The organism is Xylanibacter muris (genome assembly GCF_013166605.1).
Classification (GTDB): Bacteria; Bacteroidota; Bacteroidia; order Bacteroidales; family Bacteroidaceae; genus Prevotella; species Prevotella muris.
This window is the reverse complement of the sequence record NZ_JABKKF010000003.1, coordinates 141,426-161,373: the sequence shown is the minus strand read 5'-3', so window position 1 is coordinate 161,373 and position 19,948 is coordinate 141,426. Positions and strand designations below refer to the sequence as shown.

The window sequence follows — 19,948 nt, the reverse complement described above, 5'->3', positions numbered from 1 at the left end:
CCTGACTTCTTCATTTATAGAACATTCTGTTTTCAGTTTCTTTTTGACAATACATCAGCCTCGTACTTCTCAACAGCAGCAAGATACTCCTCGCCAACCGGAACATTGTTACGCAGACAGAACTCATCATATACAGCGTTCCAAGGCATATTCTTGCATTCCTCGAGCAATGCGAGACGCTGGAACTTCTTGTCTTCAAGCTCATACTTGCGCAGTGTGGCGATAGGCTCGAGAAGAGCGCGGAGCATGCACTTCTGTGCTGCACGGCTACCGATAACGTATGCACCAATACGGTTGAGAGTACCGTCGAAGTAGTCAAGACCATAGTGGACGCGGTCGAGTGCACCGGCACGTACAATCTCGCTAAAAAGATCCATTGTCGGATCGTCCATAATAGTAACGTGGTCTGAATCCCAACGTACCGGACGGGAAACGTGAAGCATCAGTTCCGGAACGAACAACAGCATTGCAGAAACCTTGTCGGCAACACTTTCTGTCGGATGGAAATGACCGGTGTCGAGAGTAATCATCATATTGTTCTTTGCCGCGTATGATGTATAGAAGTCGTTAGAACCAACGGTATAGCTCTCAAGACCGATACCGAACACCTTAGACTCTACACAGTCCTTCATGTTGTCATACTTCTGGGCGAAAATCTGATCAAGAGAATCTTTCAGCAACTCACGGTACATAAGGCGGTTTACGGTAAGATCCTTGCTTCCGTCGTGTACCCATGTGTTCATGATACAGGGGTCTCCCTGAGCCTTGCCTATTGCCTCGGAAATGGCACGGCAACGCTTTGAGTGCTCAATCCAAAAGTCACGGATACCCTTGTCAGGATTGGAAAGGCTCAGATCACCGCTCTTCGCATGTGAGAAAGACGTCGAGTTGAAGTCAAGAAGAGTATTATTCTCCTTACCCCATTCGATCCAGCTCTGGAAGTGCTCCACACCGCACTGGTCGCGGTCTACATATTTACCGCCGAAGTCACCGTAAATCTCATGTAGGTTCAAACGGTGTGTTCCGGGAATAAGAGACTTTGCATATAGTATATCTGCACGAAGTTCATCAATATTGCGTGCTTTGCCGGGATAGTTTCCGTTCACCTGGATACCACCGGTGAGAGAGCCGCCCTGGTTCTCGAAACCTGCGACATCATCTGCCTGCCAGCAGTGCATGCTCAGGTGGAAATCCTGCATCTGTTTCAATACTTTCTCTGTATCAACACCAAGGGCTGCGTAGCGCTCTTTGGCCACTTCGTAAGCCTTTCTTACTAATTCTTCTTTCATAATCAAATGTTAGTTTTTATTATCGTTTATATCTTATTGTTTTAGTTTCCTGATTGTAGGGATTACTTATCCTCTATTTATCACCATTTCAAGATATTTGCAGTAGGCATTGTCCCACAATTCCCTGTCCTGCGGTTCGAAACGTTTCATCTCTATACTGTCGGCGATTATTCCGCGCATTTCCCAAATGTCGTCAACCACTCCGGCTCCCTTTGCCTGAAGCATGATGTTGCCGATGGCTGTGCCTTCCTGAGGCCCTGCAAGAACAGTTACTCCAAGACTGTTCGCAGTGAACTGGTTCAGATAGTTGTTCAACGAGCCTCCACCGATGATATGCAGCACATCTATCGGGAATGAGGCCATCTCACGCAGATATACGAACACCTGACGATAGCGCAATGCAAGGCTGTCGAAAATACATCTGCATATTTCCGCATATCCTTGCGGAACATGTTGCTCTGTCTCACGGCAATATGTCTGTATGGCCTCAATCATCGAAGAGGGGTTCGCGAACATCTCATCATCGGGATTGATAATGCTTTGGAATGCCGGCTGCTTCATCGCTTCTGCCTGAAGTTCCGCATGCGACTCCGGCGCGTCTGTCCATTCCTTGCGGCAACGCTCGTAGATCCACATTCCGCATATATTCTTAAGGAAGCGTGTCGTTCCTTCAATACCTCCTTCATTTGTAAAGTTACGTTCGTAGCTGAGGTCGTTGATTATCGCGTTCTTTGTCTCTATACCCATAAGGCTCCATGTGCCACTGCTGAGGTAGGCAAAGTTCTTGTTTGCCGCAGGCACAGCCGCAACGGCACTTGCCGTATCATGTCCGGCAACGGCTATTACAGGCACATCGCCCAAACCGGTCATTTCCTGAACTTCGGCAGTAAGCCGTCCGATTTCCACAGCCGGGTTCACCATCTTTCCAAACCTGCGGCGGCTCAGGCCAACACTGGCAAGAAGCTGCTCGTCAAGCTTCTTTGTACGCGGATCAAGAAGCTGGCTCGTTGATGCGATGGTATACTCACAAACCATCTTGCCTGTAAGCATATAGCTAAGCGCATCCGGCACAAACAATATCTTGTCGGCATTAACCAATACAACATCACCGTTTTTCTTCATTGCATGCAACTGGAACAGTGTGTTGAAATTCATAAACTGTATTCCGGTGGTATTATATACGGTTTTCTTATCTATGGAATTCTTGAAATAATCCTCCATCATTCCGAATGTATGAGGGTCACGATAGGCAATAGGGTTGCGCAGCAACGCACCGTCACTTCCCACGCATACAAAATCGACACCCCATGTGTCGATTCCTATCGAGGTTATAGGAATATTTCTCTTGGCTGTAAGCTTCAGACCTTTTATTATCTCATTATAGAGGGCATAGATATCCCAGTAAAAATGACCGCAAGTCTGGATAAGATTATTGTCAAAACGTGTTATTTCCTCCAATTCAATCTTCCCGCCGTAAAGCGTGCCGATAATTGTCCTTCCGCTTGTAGCGCCAAGGTCAACGGCAAAAAAATATTTCTTTTCTTCCATGATTAGTTTGTTAGCAGTAGCTATTACGTTTTAATTAGTTGCAAAGATAATATTTTATTATTATTCTGCAACATTATATTTTGATTTTTGTGCTAAAAGTTTTGAGAGTGGCAAATGAGCGGCAATGCAGTAAACGATTACGTGTGTATTTTGATCTTTTGTATATGTTTTGTTGTAATAATTGCTACTTTTGCATCGTAAAACAAACAACCTGAAAAATTAAGTATTAAAAACATGACGACTTTAACAATGTGTATCGTGACGGTTTTCGTCATAGGCTATTTTTGTATAGCCATCGAAAGCCTGACAAAAGTAAACAAAGCGGCAGTCGCGCTACTGATGTTCGTAATGTGCTGGACTCTTTTCATGACAGATCCCGGACAATACGTATCCACAGCATTAGGCGACAAGACGGCTCTTGCCGTAAGTGAGATTATGGAAAAACATCTCGGCAGCACTGCCACGACACTGTTCTTCCTGATGGGAGCAATGACCATTGTCGAACTTGTCGACCAGAACGGAGGATTTAACTTCGTGCGCGACATGATGAAGACCAGAAGCAAGAAAGCATTGCTATGGCGCATCGCCTTCCTTACATTTATCCTTTCGGCCATTCTCGACAATCTTACCACGAGTATTGTCATGATAATGATTCTCCGGAAGCTGGTGGGCAATAAAAAAGACCGTATGATATATGCCTCCCTTGTTATTATCGCGGCAAACTCAGGTGGAGCTTTCTCCCCTATTGGTGATGTGACGACAATCATGCTTTGGAATAAGGGTGTTTTGACAGCGGCAGGTGTAATAAAGGAAATCCTTGTGCCTTCTGTCGTATCAATGACCATTCCGGCCTATATCCTTTCCTTACCGTTGAAAGGAGAGCTCGCGGTAAAGGCATGTAAAACCGCCACGTACGAATCCGGAGATTTCAGCGGCATACAACGTAAAATCATATTCATAATAGGTATAGGAGGTCTTATCTTTGTGCCAATCTTCAAGTCTATAACCCATCTTCCTCCGTTTGTCGGCATCCTTCTCGTACTCGGTGTGCTGTGGACGGTTACGGAAGTGTTCTACAGCAGGCTTAATCTCGGTGAAGACAAGAACGGCATGCAAAAGCGCGTGACCAACATGCTGTCGAGAATAGACATGAGCACCATCCTGTTCTTCCTCGGAATACTCATGGCTGTCGCCTGTCTTGAAACTATCGGTGTACTGACAATGCTCGGCAACAGCCTGGACACGGCTTTCGACGGAAACTATTATATGATTACCGGAATCATCGGCATACTGTCAAGCATTGTCGACAACGTTCCGCTTGTTGCCGGATGCATGGGCATGTATCCAGTGGCAGAAACGGGTGCAATGGCTGTAGACGGAATATTCTGGCAACTGCTGGCCTACTGCGCTGGCGTAGGAGGCTCAATGCTCATCATAGGTTCCGCCGCAGGCGTTGTGGTGATGGGGCTTGAAAAGATTTCCTTCGGATGGTATATGAAGAATATATCCCTTATCGCACTTGCAGGCTATCTTGCCGGAATTCTGGTGTATTGGGCCGAAAAGACATATATACTTGTGTAAACAACACAGGTATCAAAATAAAAAAGCACCGCACTTTAACAATAGTTTTATTGGAAACCTATATAAGGTGCGGTGCTTTTTATTTAACGTCAGTTCAATAGAATATTCACAAAAACTTCAGGCAAAACAACGTTTTCATCATCTATTGCATCACGGAACAGCGGTGCAATCTCATCGTCCTTGAATCCTGCAATGCCGCAACCGATGCGTGTGACTAAAAAAGTCATATCCTTATGTTCACGGGCAAATAGGATAAATTCATCTACATACGGCTTGATTGTTTCCACACCTCCATGCATGGTAGGGATGGCATAAGTCCGGCCATGCAGTCCTACGCCTTCTCCCCATACGGCGCCGAACCGCTCGTAAGCTAATCTCGCAGCACCGCCACCATGGGCTCCCGACAAATTGCTGCCAAAGACGAATATCTCGTTCTCGGCAAGAGAGGTGATTCTCTCAGGGGTATATTCTCTATTGTACATGATTTTACTTTTTATTCCTGATAATGATTATAGAACATCAGCCACAGCCTCTTCCCCATTGTCATGGATGTTTCGAAATTTCCAGTCCGACCCACGGAAAGCAAGAGGCATCGGTCACGCCCCTTGTTTCTTTTTCACAGGCTCACATGTAAGCCCCACACCGAGTTTCTTGAATATCTTGCGGTCAACCTCAGACAGCATAACTGTGGAATGAACCTGACATCCTCTGAACTGTGGCAGGACGCAAAGAGCCTTGCGGCAGTTGTCGTCAGCCTGCGACAGCACCGACAGGGCCACGAGCACCTCATCAGTATGCAGACGAGGATTGTTTCCTCCGAGATATTCCACCTTCGTTTTCTGTATGGGCTCAATCATTGCCTGTGGTATGAGCTTCACACTGTGATCTATTCCTGCAAGATGTTTTGAGGCATTCAGTATCAGGGCAGCACTCGGACCGAGAAGGGATGATGTCTCCGAAGTAATCACTGTGCCGTCGGCAAGCTCTATCGCCGCACACGGTTTGCCGCACAAGTCGCGACGTTCCTTTGCCGCCACGGTCACCTTGCGGCAGTCCGTGGAAATCTTGGCCTGATTGAAAAGCATCTGTATCTTCTGCACCTCGGCCTCGTTGTTGGCACCGTTGGCAAACTTGTTTGTGGCGTCATAATAACGTCGTATAATCTCATTGCCTGAAGCATCACAGCAAACGGCATCATCGCTTATACAGAAACCGACCATGTTAACTCCCATATCGGTAGGCGACTTATACGGATTGTTGCCGTATATGCCTTCAAACAGGGCATTAAGCACCGGAAAAATCTCTATATCACGGTTATAGTTTATCGCAATCTTGTTGTAAGCCTCAAGATGGAACGGGTCTATCATGTTCACATCGTTGAGGTCGGCCGTGGCGGCCTCGTATGCAATGTTGACAGGATGCTTCAATGGAAGATTCCATACAGGAAAGGTCTCGAACTTTGCATAGCCTGCCTCGACGCCCCGCTTATGCTCGTTGTAAAGCTGCGAGAGACATACCGCCATTTTGCCTGAGCCAGGACCCGGAGCAGTGACAATCACAAGCGGACGTCCGGTACGGACATAATCGTTCTTTCCGAAACCTTCCTCGCTGGCGATGAGTGATACGTTGTGCGGATAACCGTCGATAAGATAATGAACATACGACCTGATGCCCATACGCTCCAGACGTTTGCGGAAATCATCCGCGGCATGCTGGCCGTTGTAATGTGTTATGACAACGCTGCCCACCATAAAGCCGCGGCCGATAAACTCATCGCGCAAACGAAGCACATCTTCATCGTATGTGATACCGAGATCGGCACGCACCTTATTCTTCACGATGTCTTCAGCACTGATGACAATCACTATTTCTATCTGGTCGCTTATCTTGCTGAACATGCGCAACTTTGAATCAGGCTGAAAGCCCGGAAGCACGCGGCTTGCATGATAATCATCGAAAAGTTTTCCGCCAAGCTCAAGATACAGCTTGCCCTTAAACTGAGTAATACGTTCCTTGATATGCTCCGACTGGATGCGGATGTATTTGTCGTTGTCAAAACCTGTCTTCATCTTTTTCTTTCTTTTATATTCCGTTATCCAAAATAGAATTACCGTGCAAAGGTAGTGAATATTTTTAATAATTTCCACATATTACAGGACTATTTAAAAATGGTCTTAAAAACAGGAAACTACACACTGCAAAAATCGAAAACAGGCATTTTACAGACTGCGTGACTACTTCAGCCCACAACCGTTGATATTAAATTTCCTGTCTCCTTTTATTATTATCATCCTGCCTTGCTCGATATGCTTGACAGGTATCACCGCAGACTGTGGCATACCGATTTCTGAAATGCCATTTTCGATATCCTTGCAATACAGGTTTAGAATGATACAGCACTGTTTCACTGCGAGAGAGAACGAGAGTGTACCGGAAACAGGATTGTCAGTCATGTCAAACATATATGACACATATACTGGATCGGTTACCTTTGCCGGAAACACATAGTCGGAAGCAGTATATGAAGTGCCATTGAAACTGCGGAGGTAAGCGTCTTCATCATAATTATCATAACCGTATAAAGAGGCCTTTACAACCTTAAGATCATTCGGAATGTCTATAGAATAATCCACTCCAGCCGAGTATTTCACAGTGTTTGTCTTACCTGTTGAATATCCCTTTCCTCTTGTGTTGCTGACAGTAAAACCATTGGAAAAATGCCATACATTGGCCCCGTCACCGATAGTTTCTTTCTGATATGTGCCATTCGAAATCTCATACAATTTTGCGTCACCGGCAGCATTGAGGTCATCCATTTTCCTTTTCCATGCCGGATATTCCACATTTATGACGTTGAGACACCAGCTGCCAAGATACTGATAGCTCGAACGGTTACCTGCCGTCAACGATGTTGCCACCGGAAGACCCTTATTGTCGACCACTGGGTCCGTGTCCTCATAGTTATACAAAAAGCGATAAAAGAGATGTTGATAATCATTTGAATATATTGCAAAAATAGGCTGATATGCTCTTTCCTCATTATACGATACTGTGGCTATCTCATACTCCTTATAGGTGTATACCTTGCCGTTATATGTATAGCTGCGGCTTTTGTTTCTTTTTTTCAGCATATTGAAGAACTTGTCGTATATTTTCCTGCCGCTTTCTCCCCCAATCTGGATAAAACGCCCCCAAATGGCACTGCCGGGCCTGTCTACGACACGGCGGTCTCTCTCACCGGAACCATTGGTAAAGTCCTCTATAGCCTTTCCCTCTATCTTATGGGTGTCAAGCCATTCAACGGCAGACGTTATACAGCTTTGAAGTTCCTTTGAGGGATTCTCCACAGTCATAAGAAAAGAGAGCAATGTAGCGGATTCACTTCCGCTTATCGACGGCAACTCATGAGGACGTCCCTCTACAGGCAGCATATCTATAGTGTCGTGCTGAGCACACCATGCTGCTTTAGTGCCATTGTCGTCTACCTGACATCTGATTATCATGTCTATGGTACGTTGGAACGCGGCCTGACATTTCTCACGCGTCCACTCATCCACGATATTCTCAAAATCGCCCTTGTTCTCATAAATGTCGCGCAGTATCTTCATAACGTTTGTCACAAGGTCGTCGTTGAATGTTATGTAGTCCTGATAACTGCCATTGCCTGAAAGCGGCCAATACTGCGACCATCCACCGCAATTCTTCTCCGCTGCGAAAATCATATTCAGTGCCTTGACAAAAGCACCACGGTATTCATCATTTCCCGTGCCTTTGTATACCTTTGCAAGGAAACGCATTTCCTGTGTGGTGGCATAGTTGTCAAGACAAGAATGCTCGTGACGTTTGCCCAACAAGCCGGAAAGTTCTGAAGGCGACAATTTGTGAAGCTGGTCGTTCTTCATCCATCCTCCGTTATTTTTCTGCACAGAGAGAACTACATCTGCTATGTCGCGGGCCTCCTGAGAGGAATACCATGCCGCTCCCATATTGCCGGAGCATACCTGAGCCCATGTCAGCGAATTCACATTCGCGGCATTAACGCAGAATGCGGCCGCAAAAAAAATGACAATACTTAATAATACTTTTCCCATATCCATTTACTTTTTTATATCAGTATACTTTAACCACTGACACCGTTTGCCCCAGTCTTCAATTGCATCCTTGCGCCATTTGTATACGGTCATCGCACCTTGGTTGTTGTCATAGAACAGCTCCGGAGCAACCTTGTCCGAATACCATTGCGCACCGGTACGGTAATCCGTGCTGCGATGCTTTCCAGGAAAAACATTTTCGATGGTGATGAAGCCTTGCTGTTGCGGAAAGCCCTTTATATCAGATGTGATGGTGTAAGGCTGGGTACCGACCTTATAGGTACTGTATTTTACCATATAGTTGCCATCACCCATATAGTAGCCTTGCCACTTCTGCCTGGCGATATCAAGCGTTATACATTCCGTTCCCACCGGTATGTCTTTTCTCACCGGACCTTTCACATGCCACTCGATGATGGAATATATCTGCGCAGTGTCCCTGGCTGTAGTCTGATGACTGAACACCACACGTGGAGTATAACTGTATTTTTCAAAGCTTCCACCCCATGATTCCCGGCATGGGTCCGAAGGGTCACCGTCCATCATATAAAGCAGCGAGGGAGTGTCTCCAAGTTTCGGTTTTCCGCCAAGATAATTAAAGAAGTCCTCACCAAGAAATCCGCAACCTTTCACATAGTGGTCGTAAAAGCCCCCGTTCCATCTGTCATCCTGTTTATACTTGGCAATGAAACTGCGGTAGGTGGAATTATTTTCTATCATCCACAAGTCGGGAAAATGCTCTATAATATACACGTAGGCATTGATACCCCACTTCTTATTCGGACCGCCAATCCAGTATACACGTATCTTTCTTGCAATATCCGGAGCATCGTGCAATGCCTGAGCCACATCATCGAGACCGCCCCAAACGAGAACATAAAGAGGACGGGCGGTATTCTTTCTCGCACATCTCACTATCCATTCGGAACCCTCCGTGGGAGTTGAATACCCTACCAGCGGAGCCGCCCCATGACGCCCCTGCTTGGTGATGGAGCGCAGGTATTCTGGCGACGGATAGCGTCTCGCATGCTGTTTAAGTTTTGGCAAATCCTCTTCATAGATGTCTATCATCCTTAAAATCTCGCTCTTGTCGCCATCACCAAATGAAGGCGAAGATACAAGTCCTTCGCAGTCAAACTCATTGGAATAAAGAAGATAATGCATCATTGACTGATTATCGTCCGGATCTGTACCGCCAATATCTGTACTGATAAGGATCCTCGGACGCTCAGGCACCGGCTTCTGTGCAAAAGCATGTCCAACAGAAAAAGCCAATAGCAAAAGCATTGGCAGAAAACGTTTTTTTCTCATCATTGTTTCGATTTTATTTCAGTTAGTGAATTTTCATGTAAAGTTATACTGTTTTCCACTTGCGGCAATGTTTTTTACAAGAAGTAATCTATCAAATTCCGAGATTTTTGTTTTTTTTACTAACTTTCCTCTAAAAAGTCAAGATTTCCCAAAATCTCTTCCAAGTTAAAGGGCTGATTACCAGAGTAAAATATTTGGTGACATTTCCTTAAGAGGTATAACATTCTAAGCCACGGCGATGCTATGGCTTTCTGATTAAAGATTATTACTTTCCTCTACAGGCTCTTCGGCACTATGTCGGTGTCCAATTCCCACCGGAAGCGTCAGCAGATTTGCAAACCGCGCTCATAAGTCAGGCACAAAGTTAGTTACTTTGCAACCGGGGGTATATCGGATGGCCTATACGGTCATTGTCGATTCAAGCTGTTCTATCCTCTGTTGGATGAGCCGTTGCTCTTCAAGGCGTTTGAGATAGATATCGATGAAGTCCTCGCGATTTGAAAGCATATGCCATACGGCGACAAGAATTTTACGGGCGATTGCCACCTGTATTTTCATCTTTCGTTTCTTCTTCACCGTCACCTGCACATAGCTGAAGTTGGAGAAGAAGCAGTTGCGGGTTCTTGATGCGACCCAAGCGATTTCTATAAGTATCTGTCTGAGGTACTTGTTGCCGTGCGTGATCCTGTTGCTCTTTATCTTGCGGTTGCTCTCGTCGTTACGTGGCTTGAGGCCGCACCATCCCACCAGGTTCGTGGCCTTTGCAAACAAAGACATGTCAGCCCCGGTCTCCGCAATTATTGCTGTGGCTGCGCGTTCTTTTACTCCGGGGATGGTCTGCAGGCGTCTGTATTGTTCGGCAAAATGCTCTTCACACATGGCTGTGAGCATCTTCTGGCACTCGTCCAACTGGACGTTTATCAAATCTATCATTGCAAGATACTGACGGATGACGGTGATGTCAATCGTTGAGAAGTTGCCGGTCACCGCTCCCATGACGGTGTCCCGGCCATGCTTGTTGACTGTGCGGCCATGAACCAGCGCGACAAGCTTCCCGGCATCGGTCTCTCCCCGTGATATTGCCCGCACTACATTCTGATAACTCCGGCCACCGGTGTCAGAGACGTAGTTGCTGAGGCGGAAACCGCAACGCTGCATGGCGGCATCGAGCTTGTTCTTGTTGTAAGACATATCCTCGTTCAGATTGAAGATGCGGCGGTTGAGCTTGCGCATGTCCTGTACGACTGGATTTGGAACAAAGCTTTCCCTGATAAGATTCTTCAACTGACACTCGGCTATCCACTGCGCGTCCTTGGTATCACTCTTGCGACCGGGAAGTTGCTTTATGAAATGAGGATTCGCAAGTCGCAGGGACATGTGTTCGCACAGCTCGTTCCATACCGGTATCCAATATACCGCGGTGCTCTCCATGGCGCACTCTGTGACTCCATGACGGAGCATGTCTTCGCGCATCTGACGGAGGTGGGTTGTCAGAGTTCCATATGTTTTCTCAAAAATAATGGCCACGTCATGACGCATAATACACAAAAAGACACTATCTTTGTGAACGTCAAGGCCTGCTACAATTCTGTTTCTGTACATTGTAAGAGGTTTTTAATGTTTACACCATAAATTTACCAATAAATGTGCATAAAGCACGGTATTAATGGCAGATAATTTGTCACGGCCTTGACCTTTTTATTCTGTCGGTGTAGAAATCTCGCGATTTATATGTACATTTGCTACGTAGTCTGATTTAAACCAAAAGAAGTTCATTCCAATGAGTCGAAATTTATCATTGAAAATTTTCTGATAGTTTGTTCCATAAAGGTTTGCTCCTTGTTGCAAAGTTTCGACTGCAAGTTTCCATTTGTCAAAGAGAAAATATTCGTTCATCAATCGCCATGAATTGCCTACGCTATAAATTTTGGGGTCGGTGTTCAGCCAGGTTATTCCTTTGGTATGGAAATAGAAACCAAAGAATGTTTCCTCATAAGATTTCTTTTGCATTTCCATCAAGGTTTTGAATTCTAATAGTGAGCTGTCATCATCTGTATATAAAATTTTCACTTTGCTATACTTGGAAAGTAGTTTTTCTAATTTCTCCATGTCTTTTTGAGAAATCAGAATTCCAGTAAACAAGCAGTCTATATTATCATACAAGCCAGAAGAAACGAGATGTTCAAGTTGTTCTTCCACAAGTTTTTCCCACTTCTCACACATGCAATATGCATGATAGAAGCCGTAAATCTTTTTAGTTGTTCCCCGGTATTGGGACTCTATTAAGTTATTCCTCTTATTATGTCGATATACAAACAAGAGTTTCTCCCAGTTTTTTTTATCTTTTAGAAATTTAAAGTTCATGTTTTATTCCCTATATATTTTGCTATTGGCTTTTCAAAAAAACTTCTCATAAACAACGATGTCAGTAGTGTTAACGCTAAGACTGTTGGGAATAATACCCAAGTAGGAATATCCTTATATACATAGAAACATATTCTTGCATATACCCAGTGATATATAAATATTTCCATGCTTAACATTCCCATTTTCTGTATAAACTTACCTTGCAATAATTTACTCAGCAAAACAGGCTTTTTATCTATTGTATATAATATATACACGATAGATAAAGATGATGGCAAATATACATAGCTATATTTGATACATTCCGGAATATCTGTATATAGTCTAACCGCAAGCGTAAAACCTACTATAAGTATAATACATATTTCCAAAAGAATACATTTATGGCATTCCTTATTTCTCACAAGTGAGAGTTTCCCGATTTGAAATCCAATAAGGAAATCTACACAGCGTGTATATGGTGAAATATAAAAAAACCAATGTTTGTCATCAACAAAAGCACCTCCAAGAAATCCAAAAGCAGCAATGACAATAACTATCCAAAAATTTATACCAATTGTTTTTTGCACTGCCCAATAGATAAGTAATATAGCAAAATAAGTTGACAAGAACCATGTAGGACTATTAAGAGGCTCTATCAAATCATACGGTATTATAGACTGAGCATAAATTAAGTGTAATGCAAATGAAAAGCCAATAGTTTGAAATGATTTGTTTATTACCGTTATACCTATAAAGGCAAAGAAAATTATCGTTAATAAGTATGCTGGATATAATTTCAAGATACTATTAAACCATTTCTTCAGAGAATATATCCCCCCCTGAATCGTATTTTAATCCAAAGAGAAATCCACTAAGCACGAAAAATACACAGACGGCATATTTTCCTGCAATTTGATTTTGCGACACATGTGCAAAACAAACAAATGCGGCAAGAATAAATCTTAATCCATAAAGATTTTTTATAGGTGTCATTGTAAGATGAAATTTATGAGTTTTTTCTTGTAAAATTTATGTTTTTTTCTATACTCTATTATATTACACAAGCATTTAGAATGGAAAGTTTCATTTAAGACCATATCAGGATTGAACTTATTTATGCTATCATAAATGTAGCCAATATCATTTTGTTCAATAAACTCTAATGCTCGACATCGTCTGCCTATTACAGGAACATCATTAAATAATGTATCAAAAACAACGCCACTGCTTCTATCAGAATATTCACCCATATAATTTAGTATTGCATACCTACTTAATGAAAGGTACTGTAAATACATTTCATCAGAAACATATCCTATTCTTAAATCTATATTATCTGCATTTCTACATATACTCAACAATTCATTTTGTAATGACTGAGATTGCACAGACCCAGCAATTAATAGTTTGTACTGTTTTCCTGTAAAATGTCTTGCAGCTTCAATAACTCCTTTATCTTTATTCAATCGGCCAATAATGCAAAAATCATACTGCTTATTGATATATTTTATATTCTTGATAATGGAATTATTTCCTGTATAAATGTAATCAGGAACAACACAGTATGGTAATTTAAATTTTTGTCCTACATAATCATTTGGGCATATTAAACCATCAAACGCCCCTTTTGCTATCTTATACAAGAAATGATTAAGATGTGTGCTAACGGCAAAAGTATTATACTGAATTAGAAATATTCTGCTTTTCTTTTGGTAAAATAAAATAATACACAAGAATAGAGTAACAGGAGATATTGATTGGAATACTATCGTTTTTCCTTCTGCTTTTTTGAAAAGTTTCCAACAATTCTTAAATGTTTTCCATTTTTCAGACAGGTCTGCTGTTAATTCATTATATGGAAGTGTAAAACAGTCTTGTAATGGGAAATAGTTATGATAGACACTGCCTCCGGTTATCAATAAAGTTGCTTCATCTTTAAAGATTTCTTTATACATTCTTGCAACTGGTACACAATGTCCTGTCTTTATTTTACCATCAGGGGTTAAACTTCTTATGTCTGCCAAAAATATTATATTTTTATCAACCATAATACTCTTTTTAAAATAGTTTTTTTGTTATTTGTAAATCTGTGGCATTATATATATTGGGATTAAATGCCATTGAGATAAGAACCCAAACACCAAGAATACCTATATTACAACCTAATAGATTAGATACATAACAATTTAAATAAAAACCTGCTATTAATATAGAGGCTCTTTGACACATTATGTTACGTCCATGTTTATATAACCCCCAAATAGAATAACATATGAGGCTTGTAAATAGAAATATATAAATAAAACCTGCTTGAAGAAACCACTGTAAGATAGGAACTTCTATTCCAAAACGATAATTCATACTAAAGAAATCAGATTTATAATAACCAAGAACTCCCTTGCCAAACAATATTGTAAGCCAATCTTGCCTAAGCATATCTGCAGCCAATTCTTGCCACAAAAAAGTTCTTGTATCAACTGATATATCGTCATCGTAATCGTAATCATAATTATCTGATAATAATTCAAAAATAGAAACATTAGACAAACTCCAAAACAAGAAAAGTATAGGTAAAATACAGATTATTAAAGATACATAAAATGTATATTTTTTACTACAACACTTTGGGACTACTATCGCTAATATCGCAAAAAACAAAAGAAGGGCAATTTGTCTTCCTCCACCTAAGAAAGCAAATACAGAAATAGCATAAGATACTAGCAGTATTATAGTGTTTCTTTTTTTTATATAAGGTAACATTATGGGTGTATACAACAAGACATATCCTAAAAAATATGAATCTTCAGTAACATTAAAGTTAAATAACAGAAGGAATATTGATATAATGGCAAAGTATAAACTGGCCTTAAATAAAAATTTCAACTCATGCAAATCCAATATACATGTTAAGAAAAAAACTCCAACCAAGTCTAAAACTGCAACTTTATTGGTTAATATAACAACCATTTTTTCTCCAGCATGAACTTCCCCATTGAAAATAGAGTGCAAAAACGACTGGACAACCATAAGACATAAAAAGATTGCAGTAATTTTTGGTAATAGAGAATATCTTTTTAATGAATAAAATCTTTTAATGGAAAAAAATACGCCAGTCCAACTGAATAAAGTAATAATAAATTTAAAAAAGAGGTTGGCGTTTACTGTATAACCAAAAAATGCAGTAACTATTGATGCAAATAGAATACTATATATACTATATTTGGTAGAATTATCCTGTTTTATTTTTATAAACTCCATAATTTGAATTTTCTGACACCGTATATTCTAAATAACAATAAGAATAATTCGCATAGAACAACCATGATTGCAACGCTATAAATAGAAACTAATCCACAAATAAACAAAATCCCAATTCCGACAAGATGGAATATAGAAGAAGCCACTAAACTAAAATTACAGTAATCAGGATGTCCCCATGCTGCAAGGAATGGATATCCAAGGAATGTAGCAGGTAAACTTACCAGATTAGAAAATAATAATATAGTCAATACAGTCATGCTTTCTGTAGCGAAATTAGAAAATATAAATGAGCTCAAGTATGGAAAAATCCAATAAAAACAAATGATAAGTATCGTATTAAATACAGTTCCATACATAAGAAATTTCTTAAACAAAGCTAAATTCTTGTTTTTTGTCATATACGGGAATATTGTTCCATTAATTGGACCGTAAATAGCATTCAGGGCAACATAGATTTTATCTGCTAAGGAGTAAAAGCCTACAGCAGTATTTCCGCAAACCAATCCTAATATAAAAGTATTTGTATTAGTAAACAGGCTGACTGATAATCGAGATAGAAAATATTTGCCAGAATCATGAGTAGCCTGCCAAATCTCTTTAAAAGAAGTGAAGAAGAAACTCATACCAAATTGTCTTTTTATCAAATATAAACTTAAACATCCGGCAACAATAGAACCTGAACTGTAACAAATTGGAATATATAAATAATCATTAGAATTTCTTATAACAATAAAAAGAGGTAAAATGCTTATTAACCGGGTTGTTATATGTAATATTGTGTTAAACTTCATTCGTTCCATTCCTTGAAAAAACCAAGATGGATTCAACACATTTCCTATTACTTGTCCAAAAAATAAGCAAGTAAATAATTTATACTCCGAAAATTTCGGAATACTAAACATACATATTATTAATACCAAAAAAGAAAGAGTCGCCATGCACCCTCTAGACAAAGTTGCAGAGTTTAGAAAACGATTTATTTTTATCTTATTTTCTCTATACTCTGCTATATATCTAGTACCTGACAAACCATATCCAAAATCTGTAATCATTATAAAATATTGGATAAAGGCAAAAGAAAAATTTACCAAACCATATTTTTCAACTCCTAATTGATTAAATAAAAAAGGAATAGTTATTAATGGAAGTAAATAATTGATGCCTTGAATCAGTCCTAAAGAAATAAAATTTGCAAATAATTGACTATTTACAACTTTTCTAAAATCATTCATTTATTTTCTTTACTCTATTTTAAAAATCTATACCAATATTCATAGAATATGAGTTTTTTTAAAACTTTGTTCTTAAAATTATGCCAATAATAAGCTGTTTTTACTTCATAACAAAAATTATGCCCATTAACAGGAGTTCGCCAATCATCTCCATACCAAAAAGCCAATAAGCTTTCAGGATTCTTGGGACACATACATTTTACACCCAAAAAATCTATCTGCTCATACTCCATAAAGTATTTTTTAGGCTGTATTTTACTTTCCAAAGAAAAACAATAAAAGCTCCATGGATTATACCATTTTAATTCATGAAGAATGTAAACGTCAATATAACCATCATCATTCATTCTAAAAGAATAAACTATATTTGGCACATACCTAATTAACTCTAATCCTTTTAATTTCAAGAAAGGCAATTTGCTATAAAGTAGTTTTTCTTTATTTATAAAAACATCTAAATCTTCGTCATTTTTAATCAGCGATTTCTCTCTTATGGCACCCAAAAGAGTGCCATAACAAAGATAAAACGGCAGGTCTATTGACCTAAAAATTTCATCAACAGAACGCAACAATAACTTACCAGATTCTAACGACATCGGCTTTGTTTTGCCATAAGACAAAACAACAGGCTCATAAATATATGATTCCCCATTAATATCTAAGGTCTTATGCATTTTTATCCAATTCTAATAATGCATTCATAAATTGTTCCATATACTTTTTCTCACCGATAGAGACACGAAGACAAGTACCAAAATCCCCTACATCAGGATAAGATTTTATTAATATCTTCTTTTCTATTTTCATATTATCAACAATTTTCAGCGCATCAGTCTTTGGTTTGATAAACAAAAAGTTTCCTGCCTCACCTTTATGCTTGTAACCATGAGCATCAAGAGCATTAATTAAGTACTGACGACCTTTCTGAAAGTTTAAGATTAAATTGCCTAATAAATTTGGTGATTTCAATATTGCTTCGGCAAACTTCATTGCAAAAGCATTTGTATTATGAGGAGTACATAATTTTTGTACTAACTTAATACCTTCTGGCCAGCCAACAACATATCCTAAACGGCATCCCGCCATGGAAAATAACTTAGAAAAAGTACGAGTAATAAAAATATGGTTATTCTCCAAAGCATATTTTATAAAAGTACCTTCATAAAAATAATGATAAGCTTCATCAACAAGAAGTGTTATCTGTTTTTCTTGTGCAACTCTCAATATTTTCTCAAATTCTTTCTCTGTATATACATTACCCATTGGATTGTTTGGATTTAACAGAATTAAAAGTTGAGTATCATCTGTCATCTCCTTAATAATATTATCTACATTCATTGTCAAATCCTCATCATAAGGAATTTTTATAAACTCACGATTATACATTTCTGAGTAAACTTGAAACATAAAATAAGAAGGTACAACACCTAATATTCGCCCTTTCTCATTTGTGAATGCTTGTATAATATAGCGAATACCTTCAGAAGAACCGTTTACAAGGCATAAGTGATTAATATCTGTATTCAAAAACTTTGCTAAGACTTCAGAAAAGTGAAGAGTTTCAGGATACTGAGAAACAAATCTTGGCGTAACATCAGATAAAACTTCTTTTATAAAATTTTGTGGAAGTCCTCCTGGGTTTTCATTTAAATCCAAACGTAAATAATCTTTTCTCTCATTTTGATCGAAAATTCTGACCAAGTCTTTTAACACAGGATTTGTATAGAACATTTTAATATAATTTATAATTGATAAAAATTTTGTTTTTCTCTAAATTGTTGCATAACTTTTGCCATCCAAATACTCTCTTTACGATGCAAACGAGCTGACGAAAAGCGTTTATTCACTATACAACTAATAAATTCTTGAATTTCATATCGAAGCCCAAAGCCATCCCATTTATAAAAATACTTCTTTGTATCATTTTGATTTTCGTAACGTAATTCGAAATAATCAGTTTTCCACCATGGAGCAGGAACATAGGCGTATCCTTTAGTGCCAGATATAACTAAGTTTCCTTCTGTCTTAACGCCTATCCCCACTTTAAAAGAACAAGTTGCTTGTGGATAATGAAAAACACCATGAGTATATATGTCAATGTTGTTCTCTAAACGAGAATAGAGTGTTAGTTTCTCAAAATCGACTCCCATTAGTTTAACTATTGGCAATAAAGGATAGCTCCCTTCCTCATACATTGCTCCACCAGCCTGAGTTGGTTCAAATTCTCTTCCTTTTTTATCCAGTAATTGAGAAAGAGAAGCTTCTATATCTACAACTTCTCCAATTAATCCTGATTTTATCATCACTATTAAATGATTGAATGCAGGACAATGGGCTGTTTTGTTAGCTTCCATTAATACACAATCTTGTTTCTCTGCAAAATCATACATTTCCTTAGCTTGTATCCCGTCTAATGTTAAAGGAGTTTCACAAAGTACATGTTTCTTAGCCCTTAAAGCTTTCTTTATATATTCATAGTGCGAAAGATGAGGAGTTGCTATGTATACAGCATCTACAGCATTAAACAATTTATCGATATCGGAATAAGCCCATATGTCTTCGTTATCTTTTGATATACTCATAACGGCTTGCTTGTTAATATCATAAGCTGCACAAACTTTTATACCACTAACCACATTTGCTTCTGAAGGAAAACGTTTAGCCACACGGCCACAACCAATTATACCAACTTTTACTTCATCTTGATTTTCTGCCCGAAGCATTGTAGAAGATATGCCTTCCGTACGAGGTAAATAAATGACTTCGCAAAATTCATTGAGATAATCAAACTTGCCATCCCAATCAGAACCTATAGCGAATATATCAACATCATATTTTTGAATATCGTCAATTTTCTGTCCAACATAATCTTCTATAACAATCTTATCTGCAAGCCCTGTTGCTTTTACGGCCTCAACGCGTTCTAATACGTTGTTTCTTACATTAAGTTTTCCTCTATCTCTGTCAAAACTATCATTAGTAACTCCAACTATCAAATAGTCTCCTAATTCTTTTGCTCGACGTAAGAGATTAATATGTCCCTGATGCAAAAGGTCATAAGTCCCATATGTAATAACTTTCTTCATGCAAAACTATCTTAAATTCTACAACTAATACATATTATATCAAATTCAAAATATGTAAAAATCAATACTCCAAAAGAACATGCCTCTTGTTGTATGTCCTCTTGCTAATTCCTATATATTAAATTTTTGAAAATTAATGTATTTATTAACTATTAGCATGTCGCCAACTAATATGTTAGTACTCAAATTAGAGCCCCTTG

General features: G+C 39.5%; 16 protein-coding genes. 1 reads left to right on the top strand and 15 read right to left on the bottom strand.

From position 1 onward, the window contains the following. Positions 1-32 precede the first annotated feature (32 nt). Both HPS56_RS04710 and rhaB read right to left on the bottom strand, forming a co-directional pair. The gene (locus tag HPS56_RS04710; RefSeq protein ID WP_172275124.1) at positions 33-1,292 is read right to left on the bottom strand and encodes an L-rhamnose isomerase; all 1,260 of its coding nucleotides are present in this window, start codon (positions 1,290-1,292) and stop codon (positions 33-35) included. A gap of 63 nt (positions 1,293-1,355) precedes the next feature. Continuing rightward, entirely contained in the window at positions 1,356-2,837 is a 1,482-nt protein-coding gene (gene rhaB, locus HPS56_RS04705) for a rhamnulokinase (RefSeq protein ID WP_172274660.1), read from the bottom strand. A 234-nt stretch (positions 2,838-3,071) separates the two neighbouring features. On the opposite strand from rhaB, the gene nhaD reads away from it, so the two are divergent. Then, positions 3,072-4,418: a sodium:proton antiporter NhaD gene (gene nhaD / locus HPS56_RS04700; protein WP_172274657.1), complete on the top strand. Its 1,347-nt coding sequence runs from the start codon at positions 3,072-3,074 to the stop codon at positions 4,416-4,418. An 89-nt stretch (positions 4,419-4,507) separates the two neighbouring features. Here the strand turns inward: nhaD and HPS56_RS04695 are convergent, their stop codons facing one another. The 13 genes from HPS56_RS04695 to HPS56_RS04635 all read right to left on the bottom strand — a co-directional run bounded on the left by HPS56_RS04695 (position 4,508) and on the right by HPS56_RS04635 (position 19,748). Then, positions 4,508-4,900 carry an A1S_2505 family phage non-structural protein gene (locus tag HPS56_RS04695; protein WP_172274655.1) on the bottom strand — a complete coding sequence of 131 codons (393 nt, stop codon included), beginning with the start codon at positions 4,898-4,900 and terminating at the stop codon, positions 4,508-4,510. Between the two features lie 114 nt (positions 4,901-5,014). Then, positions 5,015-6,487: a DUF1846 domain-containing protein gene (locus tag HPS56_RS04690; protein WP_172274652.1), complete on the bottom strand. Its 1,473-nt coding sequence runs from the start codon at positions 6,485-6,487 to the stop codon at positions 5,015-5,017. 165 nt (positions 6,488-6,652) lie between these two features. Then, complete coding sequence (gene pelA / locus HPS56_RS04685) at positions 6,653-8,509, bottom strand: pectate lyase (RefSeq protein ID WP_172274650.1); 1,857 nt, start codon at positions 8,507-8,509, stop codon at positions 6,653-6,655. 6 nt (positions 8,510-8,515) lie between these two features. Further along, positions 8,516-9,823 carry a nucleoside hydrolase-like domain-containing protein gene (locus HPS56_RS04680; protein ID WP_349665782.1) on the bottom strand — a complete coding sequence of 436 codons (1,308 nt, stop codon included), beginning with the start codon at positions 9,821-9,823 and terminating at the stop codon, positions 8,516-8,518. A 396-nt stretch (positions 9,824-10,219) separates the two neighbouring features. Continuing rightward, on the bottom strand, positions 10,220-11,422 hold the full coding sequence (locus HPS56_RS04675) for an IS110 family RNA-guided transposase (protein ID WP_172274647.1): 1,203 nt from the start codon (positions 11,420-11,422) through the stop codon (positions 10,220-10,222). Positions 11,423-11,518: 96 nt separating this feature from the next. Continuing rightward, positions 11,519-12,184, bottom strand: coding sequence for a hypothetical protein (locus tag HPS56_RS04670; RefSeq protein ID WP_172274644.1), 666 nt, complete (start codon positions 12,182-12,184; stop codon positions 11,519-11,521). Then, positions 12,181-12,993, bottom strand: coding sequence for an acyltransferase family protein (locus HPS56_RS04665; protein ID WP_369800273.1), 813 nt, complete (start codon positions 12,991-12,993; stop codon positions 12,181-12,183). The genes HPS56_RS04670 and HPS56_RS04665 overlap by 4 nt, the downstream gene beginning before the upstream one ends. 165 nt (positions 12,994-13,158) lie before the next feature. Beyond that, positions 13,159-14,217, bottom strand: coding sequence for a glycosyltransferase family protein (locus HPS56_RS04660; protein WP_172274638.1), 1,059 nt, complete (start codon positions 14,215-14,217; stop codon positions 13,159-13,161). A 10-nt stretch (positions 14,218-14,227) separates the two neighbouring features. Beyond that, positions 14,228-15,427 carry a hypothetical protein gene (locus HPS56_RS04655; protein ID WP_172274635.1) on the bottom strand — a complete coding sequence of 400 codons (1,200 nt, stop codon included), beginning with the start codon at positions 15,425-15,427 and terminating at the stop codon, positions 14,228-14,230. Then, entirely contained in the window at positions 15,415-16,662 is a 1,248-nt protein-coding gene (locus tag HPS56_RS04650; RefSeq protein ID WP_172274632.1) for an oligosaccharide flippase family protein, read from the bottom strand. Before HPS56_RS04650 ends, HPS56_RS04655 begins: the two co-directional genes overlap by 13 nt. A gap of 14 nt (positions 16,663-16,676) precedes the next feature. Further along, positions 16,677-17,336 (bottom strand): LicD family protein, encoded by a 660-nt coding sequence (locus HPS56_RS04645; RefSeq protein ID WP_172274629.1) that lies wholly within the window; start codon positions 17,334-17,336, stop codon positions 16,677-16,679. Further along, positions 17,329-18,393, bottom strand: a complete 1,065-nt coding sequence (locus HPS56_RS04640; protein WP_172274626.1) for a pyridoxal phosphate-dependent aminotransferase — start codon at positions 18,391-18,393, stop codon at positions 17,329-17,331. Before HPS56_RS04640 ends, HPS56_RS04645 begins: the two co-directional genes overlap by 8 nt. An 11-nt stretch (positions 18,394-18,404) precedes the next feature. Further along, positions 18,405-19,748, bottom strand: coding sequence for a Gfo/Idh/MocA family oxidoreductase (locus HPS56_RS04635; RefSeq protein WP_172274623.1), 1,344 nt, complete (start codon positions 19,746-19,748; stop codon positions 18,405-18,407). Positions 19,749-19,948 lie beyond the last annotated feature (200 nt).

What these genes read in the sequence shown, in the direction of transcription:
- HPS56_RS04655 (WP_172274635.1), bottom strand. Translation starts at nt 15,427, where the DNA reads ATGGAGTTTATAAAAATAAAACAGGATAATTCTACCAAATATAGTATA.
- HPS56_RS04640 (WP_172274626.1), bottom strand. Translation starts at nt 18,393, where the DNA reads ATGTTCTATACAAATCCTGTGTTAAAAGACTTGGTCAGAATTTTCGAT.
- rhaB (WP_172274660.1), bottom strand. Translation starts at nt 2,837, where the DNA reads ATGGAAGAAAAGAAATATTTTTTTGCCGTTGACCTTGGCGCTACAAGC.
- HPS56_RS04660 (WP_172274638.1), bottom strand. Translation starts at nt 14,217, where the DNA reads ATGGTTGATAAAAATATAATATTTTTGGCAGACATAAGAAGTTTAACC.
- nhaD (WP_172274657.1), top strand. Translation starts at nt 3,072, where the DNA reads ATGACGACTTTAACAATGTGTATCGTGACGGTTTTCGTCATAGGCTAT.
- HPS56_RS04635 (WP_172274623.1), bottom strand. Translation starts at nt 19,748, where the DNA reads ATGAAGAAAGTTATTACATATGGGACTTATGACCTTTTGCATCAGGGA.
- HPS56_RS04680 (WP_349665782.1), bottom strand. Translation starts at nt 9,823, where the DNA reads ATGATGAGAAAAAAACGTTTTCTGCCAATGCTTTTGCTATTGGCTTTT.
- pelA (WP_172274650.1), bottom strand. Translation starts at nt 8,509, where the DNA reads ATGGGAAAAGTATTATTAAGTATTGTCATTTTTTTTGCGGCCGCATTC.
- HPS56_RS04695 (WP_172274655.1), bottom strand. Translation starts at nt 4,900, where the DNA reads ATGTACAATAGAGAATATACCCCTGAGAGAATCACCTCTCTTGCCGAG.
- HPS56_RS04690 (WP_172274652.1), bottom strand. Translation starts at nt 6,487, where the DNA reads ATGAAGACAGGTTTTGACAACGACAAATACATCCGCATCCAGTCGGAG.
- HPS56_RS04675 (WP_172274647.1), bottom strand. Translation starts at nt 11,422, where the DNA reads ATGTACAGAAACAGAATTGTAGCAGGCCTTGACGTTCACAAAGATAGT.
- HPS56_RS04670 (WP_172274644.1), bottom strand. Translation starts at nt 12,184, where the DNA reads ATGAACTTTAAATTTCTAAAAGATAAAAAAAACTGGGAGAAACTCTTG.
- HPS56_RS04650 (WP_172274632.1), bottom strand. Translation starts at nt 16,662, where the DNA reads ATGAATGATTTTAGAAAAGTTGTAAATAGTCAATTATTTGCAAATTTT.
- HPS56_RS04645 (WP_172274629.1), bottom strand. Translation starts at nt 17,336, where the DNA reads ATGCATAAGACCTTAGATATTAATGGGGAATCATATATTTATGAGCCT.